The 16,556-nt window shown below is 43.4% G+C and carries 14 protein-coding genes, 2 tRNA genes and 2 pseudogenes; 11 read left to right on the forward strand and 7 right to left on the reverse strand.

Features of this window, described 5'->3' with window-relative positions:
• Positions 1 to 7 precede the first annotated feature (7 nt).
• Both MKY24_RS10880 and MKY24_RS10885 read left to right on the forward strand, forming a co-directional pair.
• Positions 8 to 949: pseudogene (locus tag MKY24_RS10880) on the forward strand (ABC transporter ATP-binding protein).
• A gap of 183 nt (positions 950 to 1,132) precedes the next feature.
• Positions 1,133 to 1,327, forward strand: coding sequence for a hypothetical protein (locus tag MKY24_RS10885; RefSeq protein ID WP_339201936.1), 195 nt, complete (start codon positions 1,133 to 1,135; stop codon positions 1,325 to 1,327).
• A gap of 68 nt (positions 1,328 to 1,395) precedes the next feature.
• On the opposite strand, the gene MKY24_RS10890 is transcribed toward MKY24_RS10885, so the two are convergent.
• The 5 genes from MKY24_RS10890 to MKY24_RS10910 form a co-directional block, all read right to left on the reverse strand.
• Positions 1,396 to 1,998 carry a sigma-70 family RNA polymerase sigma factor gene (locus MKY24_RS10890; RefSeq protein WP_339201938.1) on the reverse strand — a complete coding sequence of 201 codons (603 nt, stop codon included), beginning with the start codon at positions 1,996 to 1,998 and terminating at the stop codon, positions 1,396 to 1,398.
• Between the two features lie 923 nt (positions 1,999 to 2,921).
• A complete protein-coding gene (locus MKY24_RS10895) occupies positions 2,922 to 3,254 on the reverse strand; it encodes a hypothetical protein (protein ID WP_218061353.1) in 333 nt (110 codons plus the stop codon).
• 124 nt (positions 3,255 to 3,378) lie between these two features.
• Positions 3,379 to 3,942 carry a hypothetical protein gene (locus tag MKY24_RS10900; protein WP_110455449.1) on the reverse strand — a complete coding sequence of 188 codons (564 nt, stop codon included), beginning with the start codon at positions 3,940 to 3,942 and terminating at the stop codon, positions 3,379 to 3,381.
• Between the two features lie 95 nt (positions 3,943 to 4,037).
• Positions 4,038 to 5,270 carry a ParB N-terminal domain-containing protein gene (locus tag MKY24_RS10905; RefSeq protein ID WP_081327478.1) on the reverse strand — a complete coding sequence of 411 codons (1,233 nt, stop codon included), beginning with the start codon at positions 5,268 to 5,270 and terminating at the stop codon, positions 4,038 to 4,040.
• The gene (locus MKY24_RS10910; protein ID WP_069080492.1) at positions 5,260 to 6,051 is read right to left on the reverse strand and encodes an AAA family ATPase; all 792 of its coding nucleotides are present in this window, start codon (positions 6,049 to 6,051) and stop codon (positions 5,260 to 5,262) included. Before MKY24_RS10910 ends, MKY24_RS10905 begins: the two co-directional genes overlap by 11 nt.
• Before the next feature lie 310 nt (positions 6,052 to 6,361).
• Between MKY24_RS10910 and MKY24_RS10915 the strand changes: the two genes are divergently transcribed.
• The 8 genes and pseudogenes from MKY24_RS10915 (at position 6,362) to MKY24_RS10950 (ending at position 11,736) form a co-directional block, all read left to right on the forward strand.
• A tRNA-Pro gene (locus tag MKY24_RS10915) sits at positions 6,362 to 6,436 on the forward strand.
• Positions 6,437 to 6,446: 10 nt separating this feature from the next.
• Positions 6,447 to 6,517 (forward strand) — tRNA-Gly (locus tag MKY24_RS10920).
• Positions 6,518 to 6,914: 397 nt separating this feature from the next.
• On the forward strand, positions 6,915 to 7,061 hold the full coding sequence (locus MKY24_RS10925; protein WP_226887691.1) for a hypothetical protein: 147 nt from the start codon (positions 6,915 to 6,917) through the stop codon (positions 7,059 to 7,061).
• Positions 7,062 to 7,073: 12 nt separating this feature from the next.
• Positions 7,074 to 7,276: pseudogene (locus MKY24_RS10930) on the forward strand (ankyrin repeat domain-containing protein); the annotation flags it as partial.
• Between the two features lie 757 nt (positions 7,277 to 8,033).
• On the forward strand, positions 8,034 to 8,456 hold the full coding sequence (fosB, locus tag MKY24_RS10935) for a metallothiol transferase FosB (RefSeq protein ID WP_028542404.1): 423 nt from the start codon (positions 8,034 to 8,036) through the stop codon (positions 8,454 to 8,456).
• Between the two features lie 71 nt (positions 8,457 to 8,527).
• Positions 8,528 to 9,922 (forward strand): MATE family efflux transporter, encoded by a 1,395-nt coding sequence (locus MKY24_RS10940; protein WP_023988315.1) that lies wholly within the window; start codon positions 8,528 to 8,530, stop codon positions 9,920 to 9,922.
• A 193-nt stretch (positions 9,923 to 10,115) separates the two neighbouring features.
• Complete coding sequence (locus MKY24_RS10945) at positions 10,116 to 11,096, forward strand: S8 family peptidase (protein ID WP_053325298.1); 981 nt, start codon at positions 10,116 to 10,118, stop codon at positions 11,094 to 11,096.
• A gap of 154 nt (positions 11,097 to 11,250) precedes the next feature.
• Positions 11,251 to 11,736 (forward strand): tetratricopeptide repeat protein, encoded by a 486-nt coding sequence (locus tag MKY24_RS10950; protein WP_076294856.1) that lies wholly within the window; start codon positions 11,251 to 11,253, stop codon positions 11,734 to 11,736.
• Positions 11,737 to 11,892: 156 nt separating this feature from the next.
• Here MKY24_RS10950 and budA read toward each other — a convergent pair whose 3' ends face one another.
• Positions 11,893 to 12,639 carry an acetolactate decarboxylase gene (gene budA, locus MKY24_RS10955; RefSeq protein ID WP_025722973.1) on the reverse strand — a complete coding sequence of 249 codons (747 nt, stop codon included), beginning with the start codon at positions 12,637 to 12,639 and terminating at the stop codon, positions 11,893 to 11,895.
• A 162-nt stretch (positions 12,640 to 12,801) separates the two neighbouring features.
• A complete protein-coding gene (gene alsS / locus MKY24_RS10960) occupies positions 12,802 to 14,505 on the reverse strand; it encodes an acetolactate synthase AlsS (RefSeq protein ID WP_172828313.1) in 1,704 nt (567 codons plus the stop codon).
• 518 nt (positions 14,506 to 15,023) lie between these two features.
• Between alsS and uxaC the strand changes: the two genes are divergently transcribed.
• Entirely contained in the window at positions 15,024 to 16,448 is a 1,425-nt protein-coding gene (gene uxaC / locus MKY24_RS10965; RefSeq protein WP_023988321.1) for a glucuronate isomerase, read from the forward strand.
• Positions 16,449 to 16,556: the final 108 nt, after the last annotated feature.

Below are 16,556 nucleotides of genomic sequence, written 5' to 3' on the forward strand. Positions count from 1 at the left end.
ATATCCAGTGGAAACAATATGTTCAGTGCAGTCTGTAACGAAAAAAATTAAAGGGAAAGAAATTGCACAAAACGTTTCATTTGAAGTCTCTAAAGGAGAGATCGTTGGTCTCCTGGGCCCAAATGGAGCGGGTAAGACAACTACGATGAAAATGATCGTTGGGTTGAGTGAAATTTCTGTTGGTGATATTAAGATTATGGGTTACAGTATAAAAGATCATCTATCAAAAGCTCTAAATAATATAGGCGCTGTAATTGAAGAACCAACATTTTATCCTTATCTAACGGGAAATGAAAATTTACGACAATATCAACGGATGCATAAAACCGATGATAGGAAATGGTTGTTGGAAGTAGCCAATCTAGTCGGGATAGAATATGCATTGAAACAACGAGTAGCGACTTATTCAATGGGCATGAAGCAACGATTAGGAATTGCCCAAGCTTTATTAAAGAAACCCAAATTACTTGTGTTAGATGAGCCGACTAATGGGCTTGATCCAGTTGGTATCCGGGACATAAGGGAATACCTTAAACAGCTTGCAGGTAACTTAGGAATGGGCATTCTTATATCCAGCCATCAATTATCCGAGATTTAGAAAATTGCTGATCGTGTAATAATTATGCAAGATGGACGGATATTTGCAGATCAACAAATTGGAGATGTAACAAACGATGGTTTTTCCCGAATCATTCTCCATATTGATGATGCTGAACATACTAGTAAAATTGTTGCAGAGTTATTCGGTGTTAACAGTTCAGTATCGAAATCTATTACAGCAGAACGGCTTCCTAATCAATTGTATACGGTTGCTTTAACGATTAATGAGAATCAGATTCCTAAACTGCTCACCTCGTTATGTATTGTTGGAATTAGTGTTTTTCGTGTGTTGTCACTAAGTTCAACGTTAGAAGAACAATATTTAAAATTGACGAATTTAAAGAGTTAATAATAACTTTAGCAATAGCATGTCAATAAACAAATCCTTAATATAACTGGGTAAACCGGAGATCCATTACTGTAGTTGAAAAAAATAGTCGTTTTGTTCTTCTTTGTTTTTGCCTGGGACATTTCGAGAAATAAACTCATGAGCTGCTGAAGTGCGGTCTGATAGTCCTTATTGCGTACTTCGTTGGCAAAGAGTAAGAAGAGTCGTCCGATTGTCCGGTCTCACTTGACTGACGTCGTTCGTATTCCATGGCCTAATTTTAGTGCCTTTATAAAAGGTCAGGTCTCTATGCTCCAGCGCATGCGTAGATTCGTACAAATTCATACGTCTATCGTCACATCGGTACTTAAAATACCAGCCATTCTCGACGAGATGTAACAAATTCTTCTTACGCTCTCAAGGGTTTATGGCGATTTTCTAAGTGTGAAAGATGGGACTAGTAACTATTAGTCATATAGATTCAACATAAACTTCCTTTTAAGCTTCTGGCGTATGCGTTGGAATCTTTTCTTCACAGCGGATTCAGTACTATCTATGGATGCTGCAATCTGTTGGTAAGTAAGTTGTTCATCATAATGCATAATAATAAGAAGTTGTTCCTGATCGGTTAGCTCTTTTAAAACGCTATTTATTAATTCAGTCAGATACGTTCTTTCTATTTCCTCATCGATATGTTCATACCCATATTCGGATATATCTGTTTTATCTATCGATATGTCTTGGGTGTTTTTTTTCAACTCCCTGAAGTAATCAATCACCTCATTTATTGCTATCTTACGAAAATAAGGGATTCGTGTATTCTCATTAATATTAGCAAATGCATCAGATTTCATGAGTACTAACATCTTGCAACACAAACGTTGATATATATCATCAATATGTTGATGTATTATGTTTTTATTCAAATGATAATCAACCTTATATTGACTTGTTTTATGATAAATAGATGGTAGTACACACTTTTTAAAGCAAACTAGAATTTTGTTTTGTGTATGTATTGGTAATTTGTGGAATTGTCCATTCATCATTGCATGCCAATCATCCATCATTATAACCTCCATATTCATTAAGGTAGCAAGAAGATAGAAAGCAAATTTAAGAGGATTCACCTCGCTATTTCGAATCCGATCCGATAGCGTTATCCACTCCTCATTCTATATATCGGAGCCGGCTGAGGCGAAAAACTTGAATTCTATATTGATCCATAATTGAGCTAATGCGGTGAGCCCCCTAATTCCAGAGTCTCCCGTACGTAATCATCTTGTGTCGCCGTCTTAATCACTAATTCATTTTCTTTCTCGGCCAGAAGAAGTCTGAGCGATCCTCAAAGCTCATAACCCATTCTGCAAACTAGCGGGAGATATTCTTTTATGATTCGTTAACATTCTTCCGTTGTTATAAGAATTACATGTACCGCTCTATTGCTCAAATGCATCTTCGAATGATGCGAATTCCTCCTTACTGAACAAGGTCACGTTCTAAGTTGCTATGGAACGATTCAATAAAAGCATTTAGATCTGGCATTCGAGGCGGAATCCGTTCGTGAGTAATCCCTCAGTTTTACACTTACTTATTGATTTTTACACAACACTTGTGATTCTATCAAAAATATTATACCTTTAATCACTTGTCGAATATTGTTAGTTCTTGGATGAATAAAAAATGTATAATTATACCCATATTTTTGATTCAATTCCGAGTGAAGATTTATTGGGGGTTGTTAATAGCATTACTCCTTCCTCTCTTATTTTATTGCTACCGATTTAGCTACAATAAAAGTCAATTTGGGCGCGTGGGCATTGTATGGAATTGTTTATGCACTTCTCACATATGGGGTCTACAAGTTATTGGCTTTACGAATTGGAAATCATTAAGCTGGCCCTATTATCTTCAACCAATATCAGGAAGGCGACTGAATAATAACAGTTGCCTTTCTGTTTTGTAGTTTTACCATATTACTGCCTGAGTAAATTTACTCAATATGTGCATTTAACAAGTTAGTGAATATATGGTTGTCATACGAATGAAATAAATCGTGGGAGTTCTCAACGAACTCAATATTCTTGTTAATCACTCCTTTTACATAGGGTTTAATATCATGTGGAACAAAAAGTCCAAGTGGTTGAATGGTAAGATGTTTACACCGTTCTATAGCCTTATAAAATCCAGCCAACTCATACGGCATGGCAGATCCACAGAGTACCCGCAGATCAGCCGATATAAAATCATCTTGCAAATGTTTTTCGCCCAAAACGCCACAGTCCAGAACAATCACGTTGTAGTCCCGATTTAGCTCCTTTGTCATATAAAAATCATTTTCGTCCAGGATATAAGCATTTCCTACCTTTTCAGGATCAAACAAGTGAACAATATGGGCCAAGTGATTGTTCGGATTGGCCTCCACATAGCAAGCAGACCCACCATGTGCATTAATTCAGCAGACAAGATTCATAGCAGATAGCAGTCATCGTTACCCCTACGCAGCGATCACATCCTGCAATCGCTATTTTGAGATTGGAGCAGGTAAAGTGATACTGTTCGTTTTCCTCATGAATTATATGGGTTGATTTTTCTTCTGTTTTCAATGGAAAAGCGGTAGGCTTAAAGCGCTGCATCCCTTCTTCGGAAAAGCATTCCCTCAGTTCATTGCGGATCTCCTCAATCTCTGTAGCCGTCACGACATTCAGTATCCCAATTTGAATCAGTTTTTGAAATAAAGGACTACCCACTGGCAGTCCTTCCGCAATGACCACAATACGTATGTCATATATGGTTTGATAAGATTGCAAGGCTTGAATCAATTCCTCATCAGATTCCGTTATCGCCTCTCGATCCAAAGCGATATAACGAACATGAGCAAAATGCCGCATATCTTTAATGACAAAGGATAAGAGGGAGAAGCTGCCGATCAACTTTTTGACAGGTAGCTCTTGTTCCATCTCTAAAAAGTCCAGCAAATTGACACGGGCATCACGGGTCAAATATAGAATCATGGTTTATCCCTCTTTCATAATCAAGAGAATAAGCCCGACAATGACTAGAGCGATATAGAAAAACAACTCGATGAGCTGCTTCCGTTTATCCATCGTTATCGCCCTCCAGCCGAACCCATATAGGCAAATTTGTAATCTGGGATTTCAAAATGAGCGTGGATGCGCTTAGAGCCAATCATGAGTACAGCGTGTTCCCGTTTTTTGCTAGCCAGCAGTTCTTCTTCGGCATCGGTCAAGTTGTACAATTCTCGTGTTTCTTGCAGGTTCTTCCCGTCAGTTCCCATCAGTATCTTGATGCAGGGGATGTCCAGTAAGGCTTGACCGTACACTTTGATTTCTGGAGCCAGAAAATCCACCACACTATGAGAAATAATTGCTAAAACTGCCTCATACTTCCGGGCGCGTTTTTCAACGTTGCGCAGAAAGACTAAGCTCTGCGGCACTTGCGGGTCGATCATTAAATATGATTCATCGCAGATCAGCAGAACTTGTTCGGAACGATCTTGCGACATCTGCTCCCAGCACCAGGAGAGCAGATTGAAGTATTGCGTCCGCTTAATATTGTCACTTGTATTTTGCAGGGAATGGGTGTCCAGGCAGATACAGCGGCTACGGGTGTGATTCGTACTATGACCGTTCCAGAGAAAGGAATCCCCACCATGGGCAATGTCATAGAGCAGGAGAGAAAGCTCCTTGTACACGTGATCTCCCAAGGATTGCTCTTTGTATTGAATGAGCTGGTATAGGTCGGAAAATGTGGGAAAGTTGATGCTTTGCAGCTTGGCAATATCGGTTGTCCAGGTAATGTGAAACTGGTTATATAGTTCAATCAGACATGGCTTAATGTCGTTTCGTTTGCCTTGAGAGAACATTTCCGAATAGCGGAGAGCCAGCACTTTTGCTTTTTCAGAGGGCAACATATGCGAAAAGGAACGCTGCAAAACATTGGTTTCGACCACATACATGAGCGCTTCTTCATCGGTTAGGTTTTCCTTCACAATAGCGGGCAGTTGTTTTAGCCCTAGCAATTGCGCTGCGTTCATCCGGTTATGCCCGGTCAGCATTTCGTGGTCGCAGTCATTCTCATCAGCTTCGATTTTTCGCAAAATAACCGGGATAAGAACACCGTTGCTCTCGATGCTGCTAACCATATCCGCTAATCGTTCACCATCATATAAGCGGAAAGGATGGTTTTTATACATTCTGATTTTGTTGATCGGTACAGTTTGAATTCCACTAGATTGCTCAAGTTGAGCCTGACCTTGTTCGGAGAGCAACAATAACTCATCAATGCTGGATAGCTTGGGAACAGGACGTTTAGCAGCCACTCTCCATCAGCTCCTTCGCCAGTTCTTGATACGCCGCAGCGACCTTGGATTTGGGTTCAAACTGTATAATGCTTTGACTGTAAAAGTTTGCTTCTCCCACTTTGACGGACAATGGGATTTGCACATCGAAAATACGGAAAGTTTCGCGGTAATAGACTTTGACCAGACGAAAAGCTTCCTTATATAAGTTGGTGCGGGTGTTGCACATCGTCATCAGGATTCCTTCAATGCTGATACGTGGATTGATGCGTTTTTTGACTTTTACAATGATTCTGAGCAGTTGGGTTAATCCTGTCGCAGACCATAGCTGCGGATTAACAGGGATCAGTACGCTATCACTGGCTGCAAGAGCATTAATCGTCAGTAAGCCAAGCGAAGGGTTGGTGTCGATTATGATGTAGTCGTAGTTCGGCTTCATCGGTTCAAGCAGCGAGGCCAACGTTTTTTCGCCGCCCATTTCATCCCGCAAGTTGATTTCGGAAACGGACAACTCGATGTTGCTCGGAATGAGGTCAATATTGCCGTGCGAATGGATGTACTCCTCAGTAGGCGGAAGTGGCTCGTAGCTCATAATGGCATTCATGACATTGAACATAGAGAATGCAAGTTGATCCGGCTGCTCAATGCCAAAGCACATGGACAAATTGCCTTGCGGGTCGAAATCGACGAGTAGCACTTTTTTTCCTTCATTAGATAAGGCGTAAGCCAGATTGTAGGCGGTGATCGTTTTGCCTGTGCCACCTTTCTGATTAGCAATGGTGATAACAGTTGTTTTGGACATGACATATACCCTCCCTGGAGCATTCGCTCCGTTAATTTGGTCAATGGCAGGGGCGGGCTGGTTCTGCTTTGGTTCTTTCCGAGTTCTTCCCAACGTCTAAAAATGGCTTCTTTTTTGGTGAAATCCAGGAAGTTAGACTGGCTCTGAATTCAACGCAAAAACCCGCAAAAAACCTTGATTCTACAAGGCTTTTTGCGGGTTTTATATTCCTCTTCATGGACTTAACTTCTGCCATCTTCTCAATAGCATGTGCGACTCAAAATCGTGAGGGAAACCGTGGAGGTTCGAGTCCTCTCACCGGAATCTATTTCGGGATGTAGCTCAGTTTGGTAGAGCGCTTGGTTTGGGACCTGGGGATCGCATGTTTAAAATCGTGTTGTCCCAATAAATTATTCGCGGGTGTAGTTCAATGGTAGAACTCCAGCCTTCCAAGCTGGTAGCGTGGATTCGATTCCCATTACTCGCTTTATATAGAAATCAAAAAGGGGAGACGGCTTATTTTTATGCCATCTCTTCTTTTTTACTTTTAAACTATCGTGTCCCGTTAGCTTAGAACACTAACGAACTACGTACTATTCTTTTTGAGATAATAGCGCTGGTGCACAGAGGACAGTCATTTAGTATGTCGCGTATTCCTTGGCTGTTTTTTTAATTTCAATAAGCAGCTTGCTTCCCAATCTATTTTTCCTAACTCATTCTTGACCCACAGATCTTCTCTAGATCTAGGAGAAGAAGGTTTGCCTTTTGAGTTGTACACTTCGTCAGGTCAGAGAGTCTCTTCCTGCATGAATTAGTGTTCAATTCTCCTGTATGATAAACTTGTAAGAAGTTATCTGCCATTTATAAGGGAGCGGAAAAATAGTATGAGCAAAAAGAAAAAAACATTACCCGCCAATTTTGACGAGCTGGTTAAAACGAATGATGTATCTGCCTTAAAAGAGGTATTTGAGCTATGCGAATGGGATGCTCGAGGGGGTTACAGCAAAGGTACCGCCCTCAGTTTCCGATAAATACCGGATGAAATGGTTCGCTGGCTTGTGGAGCAGGGGGCTGACATCAACGCTGCCGACAATTATAAGCGCACCCCTATTCATGCCCAGGCTGCAACCTGGTCAGGAAATATCTCCTTACTCCTTGAGCTAGGCGCGGATCTGGAAGCCCTTGATTACCAGAATGAGACACCGCTGCACTCAGCAGCAGCTTTTTACCGGACCAAAGCAGTGCGGGATCTGGTGATCCGCGGTGCAAATGTCCATGCAGAAAACAAGCAGAAAAACACACCTCTCGCCAAAGGATTATTACAATGCCGGAATATCGATATAGTCCACATGGCAGAAATCTCGGGAATTATGCTGGATGCCGGAGCAGCAATCACGCCGGGGATGAAGGAATCCGTGCTGCGAATTGGCAAGGATTTTGAATTCGTCAGAACAAATTACAATAAAGATCAGCTGGAGGAAACTGAAAATGCTCTCCTGGAGCTATACCAGCAATTTGATGTCGAGCCTATAGCGAAACTGGAGAAACATGATGGAATCTCTCCGATCAAGGTAACGGCAGCCTCATGGCTCGAACAGCACCAGGAGCTATGGGATGTTCTCGTCCCTGGTTCAGGACACGCGAAAACGGTGCAGGGAGAGGTTATCCGCATCACAGGGCGGGTGTCTCATGAAATACTTAATAACGGCGGGGGAAACTGGGATGCCAATTACCGTAAAATGCTGGATGCACTGATCCAGTATTTCAGCACGGGGACGCCCTTAGCACCCGTTCTTCTTCAAGAGGCAGCTCGATACTATTTTGCCTACCTTAGAGAAGCTTGGGCCGGAGTTGACAGGGGAATACGAGCTGAACAGGGAAGTGTTACTGGGATTATACTTTCGTATAGCTACCTGCATTCGGCATCATCCGGGAGATCTAGATCAATATACAGAAGCGTGGACCTATTGGCTAGACAGGATTTGCTGAAAGGAATAGGGAACATGAGCATACAAGGGTGGAATCATATTTGCTTTTCGGTGTCTGATTTGGAGAAGTCTATACATTTCTATCAGAATATACTAGATGGAAAACTGCTCGTTAAAGGACGTAAGTTGGCTTACCTGGACTGCTTGGGAATGTGGCTGGCCCTCAATGTGGAGGAGGATATCCCAAGAAATGAAATTCATCAATCCTATACGCATATTGCATTTTCGGTAGCGGAAGCGGATTTTGAGAGCATGCTTAACAAGCTGAGAACTTTTAATGTCACCATTTTGCCCGGAAGAGAGCGGAATGAACAGGACAAAAGGTCGGTCTATTTTACAGATCCAGACGGACATAAGTTTGAATTCCACACAGGACAATTGCAGGACCGCTTGAACTATTATAGAAACGATAAAAAGCATATGACTTTTTATGATTGAGTAAGTGTTATCGATATTGACGTGTAGGTATTAAGTAATAATTGGGTCGCATTTAGGAGGAATACGGAAGGATGTCACTGTCGCAGGAAAACGGTTCCAAGCAAGCACAAGCCGTTAAAACGATGACGGTTTTCGCAATCACTTGGCCGATCTTTATAGAGATGTTGTTTCACATTTTGATGGGTAGCGTGGATACGTTCATGCTAAGCCATGTTTCTGATGAGGTTGTATCGGCTGTAGGTGTATCAAGACAGTTGATTGAATTCACGATTATACTTTTCAATCTGCTTGGTCTTGGTGTAGGTGTGATCATTGCTCAGCTATTGGGGGCGCAAAAGCATGTGGATGCAAGCCGTGTTACGGCTTCGGCACTAACCTTTAATCTGGTGTTTGGTCTGGCGCTGAGTTTGATGTTTATTGTGAGCCGGGATTTTTTACTATCCTTTTACCATATTACCCCGACGATTAAGGAAAATGCAGAAATCTATATGATGCTGGCAGGGGGTTCGCTGTTTCTGGAAGCGCTCATGCTAACCGCAGGTCCGGTTATTCGCTCGCATGGTTTTACTAAAGATACGATGATCGTGGGCATTGGTATGAATATATTGCATATCGTGGGGAATGCGTTGCTCATTTATGGCTGGTTTGGTCTGCCGCAGATGGGAGTGGCGGGAGCAGCGATTTCAACGGTTATTAGCCGTGCTGTAGCATGTGTCTGGATTTTTCTACTGCTGTACAAGCGTGTAAGTGCGCCGATTCGCATACGGTATTATGTACAGCTCCAATGGAGTAAGCTGGTAGCCATCCTGAAGATTGGTATTCCTGCTGGGCTGGAATGGTTGTCTTATCAACTTAGCCAAATGATGGTGACCCGGTTTGTCAGCTTTATGGGTACAACGGCGATTGCAACTCATTTTTATACGAATACGATTGTATACTTCTTTATGGTATTTGGAATGGCCGTAGGTGAGGGGACAGAGATTATTGTTGCCCGCCTGATTGGAGCAGGAGACAAGGAAAAGGCCTATCATCAACTTTTACGGAGCCTGAAATGGTCTTTGGTCATTACGATTGCTGTGATCGTGGTAGTATCCTTTTTCCGATATGAAGTGATGGCGATCTTTACAGATGAGCCGGCGATCATTCAATTAGGGGCAGCGATTTTGCTATTCTGTATATTGCTGGAGCCGGGCCGTGTGTTTAATCATGTTGTCATTAACTCCTTGCGAGCGGCGGGAGATGTTCAGTTCCCGTTGATGATGGCCATTATTTCAATGTGGGGGATTAAAATCCCGCTAGCATATGTGCTGGGCATTCATATGGGATATGGTGTGCTGGGAGTGTGGATTGCACATGCCTGCGATGAGTGGGTACGAGGCATTTTCCACTATTTACGCTGGAAGGGGCGGAAATGGCAGCACAAATCGCTGTTATCTAAGGCTGAACTTCAGGCGGAATCAGCCTAAGGCTGAAAAGATTCTACAACAGACATTCTTCAAGCGAATTGGAGGATGTCTGTTTTTTTTACAAAAATAAGCAAAATGGGGATGTTAAAACTTTTCAAAAATTGCTAGAATATAGTAACCTCGAATGTAGTAGAGGTTTTCAAAGTTTCAAAGACGGATGGTTTCCGATTGAATCCATGAAGGAGGGAATAAGATGGAACGTAAAGTGCATATCATTCCTTACCAAGTGATCAAGCAGGAGCAACAAGTGAATGAAATACCGCGAGGTGTAGAGCTGATTCAGGCTCCTGCGGTATGGAACCAGACTCGAGGCCGAGGCGTGAAGGTGGCGGTGCTGGACACGGGCTGTGATTCGGACCATCCTGATTTGAAGGCGCGCATTATTGGCGGCCGGAATTTCACGGATGATGATCAAGGTGATCCGGAAATTTTCAAGGATTACAACGGTCATGGTACGCATGTAGCAGGAACCATTGCGGCAGCAGAAAATGCGGAGGGTGTCGTGGGTGTTGCTCCAGAGGCAGACCTGCTCATCATCAAAGTGCTAAACAAGCAGGGCTCCGGTCAATATGACTGGATTATTCAAGGCATCTATTATGCGATTGAGCAAAAGGCAGATATCATATCGATGTCACTTGGCGGTCCTGAGGATGTGCCAGAGCTTCATGAAGCAGTAAAAAAGGCTGTAGCTAGCCAAATCTTAGTCATCTGTGCAGCTGGAAATGAGGGAGACGGTGACGACAGAACGGACGAGCTCGGCTACCCCGGCTGCTATAATGAAGTGATTAGCGTAGGTGCTATCAATTTTGACAGGCACACCTCAGAATTTAGTAATTCTAATAATGAGGTGGATTTGGTTGCACCGGGAGAAGATATTTTGTCCACCGTTCCGGGCGGCAAATATGCGACCTTTAGCGGAACTTCGATGGCTACACCGCACGTAGCAGGTGCATTGGCGTTGATTAAGCAGCTGGCGAATGCGAGCTTTGAGCGTGATCTCACCGAACCGGAATTATACGCACAACTCATCAAACGCACGATTCCACTGGGCAATTCTCCTAAGCTGGAGGGCAACGGTCTACTGTACTTGACGGCAGTGGAGGAGCTTTCTCGTATTTTCGACGCGCAGCGTGTAGCGGGAATACTAACTGTAGGATCATTGAAGGTTAAATAAACCGTAACTTCAATTCGGAAATATAGCGGCTCTCCTAAAGGGAGGGTCGTTTTTTTGGATTTCAAATCTTAGGAAAAACTCCATTTACATTGCATTCAAATGTCGGGTAACATATACCTCAAAGATAGGCATGAGTCAGAAGTGGAGGATGAATATGAACGATATCATGGCGCAAGCTGACGAGCTTAGACGAACAGGGCAAGCAGAGAAAGCACGTAAGCTTCTTTTAAAGGCATTAGAACAGCAGCAAAATGATGCAGAATTGTGGTATCAGACAGCTTGGACACATGATTCATTGGGCTTAGAGAGGGAAGCGGTTGCCTATTATGAAAAAAGCCTAGGTATGGCGTTATCCGCAGAATCAAGGAAAGGAGCCATCCTGGGATTAAGCAGTACATATCGTGTATTGGGAGATTACGCCAAGGCGAAAGCGTGGTTGGACACAGGAATGAACGAATTTCCGGATTACAGACCGTTTCGGGTATTTTACGCGATGGTGTTATACAATCTGGGGGAATACAGGAAAGCCATGCAGGAGCTGCTAATGGAGGTGGCTGAGACGACCTCGGATTTATCTACACAGGAGTACTCACGTGCTATTCAATATTATGCAGATAAACTGGATCAGATCGAGGCATAGGTGAACCGGAGTGAGAGCATAAGCAGTAACGTATATATATGCTCGTACATAAAAAGATCACAGTCAGAGAGCAGTAATTCTCTTCCCTGACTGTGATCTTTTACTGTTTATTGTTTAGCTATAGGGTCCGTAACTTGATGAGTTAAATAACTGTGATTACTGCGCACCTTCAGTAACGGCAATTTCTTTCTCCAGGTTTTCTCTGGACAGGTTGGCCTTCAAGTAATCCGGCGTATCGGGCAGGACCAGGTGCAGATTGGATTTTTGACAAATGCGGATGGTACACTTTTCGACGATAAAATCAAAGACATGCCCGCCTCCGGTGCGTTCATCGTTAATAAAATGCAGATGAAATCCGGCTACCCCAATACCTTGAGCATAGGCAGGTGTCCAAAAACCTGTAATCACGCCGGAAGCCTCATTAAAAGTGAAGGTAGGCTGTGATTTGGTCGCTTCGATAAAAGGTTTGTATGGTTTAACTTGGTGAGGCACGGTCCGTGTCTTTACTTCATGAAAAGTGCCATCCATACGGAAGGCATAGAACAGATTACGGCTTGGAAACAACGTTAACAGCAGAGCTTCCAGCTCTTCACGATGCATAGGGCGGTCAATAGTATATGTGAAATCTTCCTGGAAAAAGGTGACAGTGGAAAAAGGTGTAGTTTCTTCCGGTTTTACGCGATGGGCCGTACCGTCTGGAAGCAAGTGATAAAATTCACCATCGAACGCGATCATCTCGCCATTCAGTTGATCAAAGGTACCAATTCCGAAATCCCCGTGCTTTTGCAACTCCTCAAAGGCAACAACTCCGTCATAAAGACCATCTAATAGAGCAAGCATAGTGGATGTTTGGTAAATATCATGATCAGCTTCTTGCTTGGTTTCCAATTGCGCAACGGTCATGGCAATACACTTCCTTTTATAATTGTATGCATTTATTTTCTTTCTTTTTCAATAATAAACGTAAAATTTCAGTAAATAACATGAATAACTCAAAAAAATCATTAAAAAAACGTTATACTCCATAATTGTCATAAAGCCGTCACGACTGAGGCATGGTTAAGGTTAGTTTAATTGGTTAGGCAGCAGTTTACGTCCCAACTGGATGTTATCCTGATAATCAATCGGAATATCGACGACCACAGGACCATCGGTATGAAGTGCCTGCTGCAATACACTTTCTAGTTCTTCAGGAGAGTGCACGCGTAATCCAGTGGCGCCGAAGCTTTCAGCATATTTCACTACATCAACATCTCCAAATTTTACACCAGACGTTCTTCCGTATTTAATCTGTTGTTGAAAAGCGACCATGTCATAGGAACCATCTCTCCATACGATATGCACCAACGGTGAGTTAAGACGTACGGCGGTTTCGAGCTCCATGGATGAAAAAAGAAATCCTCCGTCTCCAGAAATAGAAACGACTTTGTGACCGGGATTGACGAGCGTGGCAGCAATCCCCCAAGGCAGCGCTACGCCTAGCGTCTGCATTCCGTTGCTGAATAGAAGGCGCCGCGGTTCATACGAACGGAAATATCGTGCCATCCAAATATAGTGTGAACCGACATCACAGGTGACTGTGACGTTATCATCAATCAGGCTGCGCAGTGTACGAATAAATTGCAATGGATGAATCAGAAAATCATGCTTGTGTGCGGGAACAGCCGCTTGCTCGTTTAGATCATGGCGCAGACGATTCAATTGGTCGCAGGAGGATTTAGGTAGCTTTAAGGTAGGTAATTCTTCTGCAAGGCTACCCACAATCAGGGCTATATTTCCGATTAGCTCGTAGTCCGGTTGATAATCATGATCAATATCGGCTTGATGGTCATCCAGATGAATGAGTGTTCGGTTTGCCGGAATGTTCCAGTTTTTTGGATCGTATTCGATAGGATCATAGCCAATCGTCAGTACCAAATCTGCGGCTCCAAGAAGCATATCACCCGGTTGATTGTGGAACAGACCCACTCTTCCAAAATAGTGGTCTTCTAGTTCACGGGAGATGGCTCCAGCGGCCTGGAAGGTTTCGACAACAGGCAGATCTGTATCTCGGATGAGAGCACGGATAGCTGCGGTGGCTTCAGGCGTGCTGGCTTTCATGCCGAGAAGAAGTACGGGCAGCTTGGCTTTTTTGATTTGCTCTGCGACTTGTTTGATGAGTCCGGCGGGTGCGGTTCCGAGTTGGGGAAGAGAAACCTTCTCAATGACTGTTACTTCAGATGACGAAGTCAACACGTCCTGCGGCAGGCTGACGAATGTGGCTCCAGGCTGGGCTGAGGTCGCAATTCGAAATGCATTAGCAATTGCTTCCGGTACATTATCAGGATGTTCTACTTCTACACTGTATTTGGTGATGGGTTCGAATAGTCCGGCGTTATCCATAGATTGGTGCGTGCGTTTCAAGCGTTCGGATCTTGGGACTGCACCCGCAATGGCGACGACAGGATCACTTTCTGCATTAGCGGTGACAAGTCCTGTCGCCAAGTTAGATGCGCCTGGACCTGAGGTAACAATGCATACGCCCGGTTTACCGGTTAATCGACCGACTGCCGCTGCCATAAAGGCGGCATTTTGTTCATGACGACATACGATCAATTCGGGCCCCCGATCTTGAAGAACATCAAAAACAGAATCGATCTTGGCACCTGGAATGCCAAAAATATGGGTAACCCCTTGCTTGATCAAGCAATCGACAACAAGGTCGGCTCCTTTTGTATCGGATATAGTTTTAGTTTGAACAGCTTGCACTTTTGTACTCAATGCTACCACCTCTTCTTCTTCTCTGTGAAATAACTAATGAAATACTTTTAATGTAAATCAATGGATGTATATTGCAATTATAATACAATAACTGGTATTTTCAAGAAAGAAATTTTCAGAAAAAAAGAGAAAAATATATAAAACGTTTTCAAAGTTTGATCTATCACGGAAAATTAAAATTGTGGAATTTTCTTGTGGTGTCGGTCATCGAGAAGGTATAGAACAGATCTGTCCCAAATGGAGGCAGATCATTTTTATCCGCTCACATGATAAAAATCACTTTCCTCTACAAAGGATAGCGGTTACAATGTAATTGTTGTTAACGTAAACATTAAATTTAAGGTGAAGCAAACCAGTATGACATGATGTACAGGTATCATTTTATAGTTGTATTTTCCTGTACAAATCATATGGATTTCCCACTGCTATGGGGAATGTAATTGTTAAAAGGCAAGTAGTATCTCGAACATTTTTGTTAACGTTAACAATTTATTAGGAAACACGATTATAGAAGGGATGAGAGAGTAATGACTAAAGCGTTTTTAGACGAAAACTTTTTGTTGAGCAATCCAACGGCTGAAATCTTGTACCATCAGTACGCCAAGGATATGCCGATTATCGACTATCATTGTCATTTAAGTCCACAAGAAATTTATGAAAATAAAGCGTTCAAAAATATTACGGAAGCCTGGTTGTACGGAGATCATTACAAGTGGAGACTTATGCGGGCTAATGGGGTTGAGGAACGCCTGATTACGGGGGATGGTGAAGATTATGACAAGTTTTTGGCTTGGGCCAAAACCGTACCTACACTAATAGGCAACCCGCTGTACCATTGGACGCATTTGGAGCTTCAACGCTTTTTTGGTGTCTATGAGCTGCTGAATGAACAGAACGCACCAGTGATCTGGGAAAAGGTAAACCAAAAGCTGCAGGGAAAGGGATTTGGCGCACGTGATCTGATTGTGAACTCGAAGGTAACTGTGGTGTGCACCACGGATGATCCGACGGACCATCTCGAATACCACAAACAAATCAGCAAGCTGACCGATTTCCCAGTGGCAGTGTTGCCAAGCTTCCGCCCCGATAAAGCTTTGGAAATTAATCGTGAAACTTTCCAGCCTTGGGTGGCTCGGTTGGGTGAAGTCAGCGGACTGGATGTTTCTGGCCTGGAAGGATTTTTGAATGCGCTGGCGAGCCGGGTGCGCCATTTCCATGCTGCTGGAGGCCGGGTATCTGATCATGCGCTGGATACTGTAGTCTATGAAGAAACGAAACTGGAGGAAGCGGCAGCCATATTCAGCAAGGCGCTGGAGGAAGGCCATGTGACTCCTTTAGAGGAGGCGAAATATAAATCATACGTTCTGGTTTTCCTTGGCAAACAGTATGCAGAACATGGCTGGGCTATGCAATACCACATTCACGCGCTGCGTAACAACAACACGGCTATGTTCCGTCATTTAGGACCGGATACAGGCTACGATGCCGTAAATGATGGCTCTATCGCTCGTCCATTGGCGGCATTGCTGGACGCACAGGAGCTGGCAGGTGGATTACCGAGAACCATTTTGTATTCGCTTAATTCGGTTGATTATCCAGTACTGGCAAGTCTCGCGGGCTGCTTCCAATCCGGTGGAACTGTAGGGAAAATCCAGTTTGGCACGGCATGGTGGTATAACGACCATATCGAAGGCATGCAGGAGCAGATGAAGTTGCTGGCTAACTATGGGGTGCTGTCCCGCTTTATTGGTATGCTGACGGATTCCCGCAGCTTCCTTTCCTACACACGCCATGAATATTTCCGCCGTATACTCTGTGACTTAATTGGGACGTGGGTTCAGGAGGGTAAGGCGCCTGAGGATCTGGAACTGCTCGGAGCAATGGTACAAAACATTTGCTACAATAACGCTGAGCAATATTTTAATTTCCCAACAGTTGTTCATAGTAAGTGAAGCTACCGCCTAAGGTGAGAACTCACTAACTTTATAAAAAATTGCTCTTGCCAGGAGCTTGTTTCAAACTCCCGGTAAGAGCAATTGAAAACAAAATAGTTATCAACT

Origin of the sequence: Paenibacillus sp. FSL P2-0322 (assembly GCF_037975315.1) — a bacterium.
Classification (GTDB): domain Bacteria; phylum Bacillota; class Bacilli; order Paenibacillales; family Paenibacillaceae; genus Paenibacillus; species Paenibacillus polymyxa_B.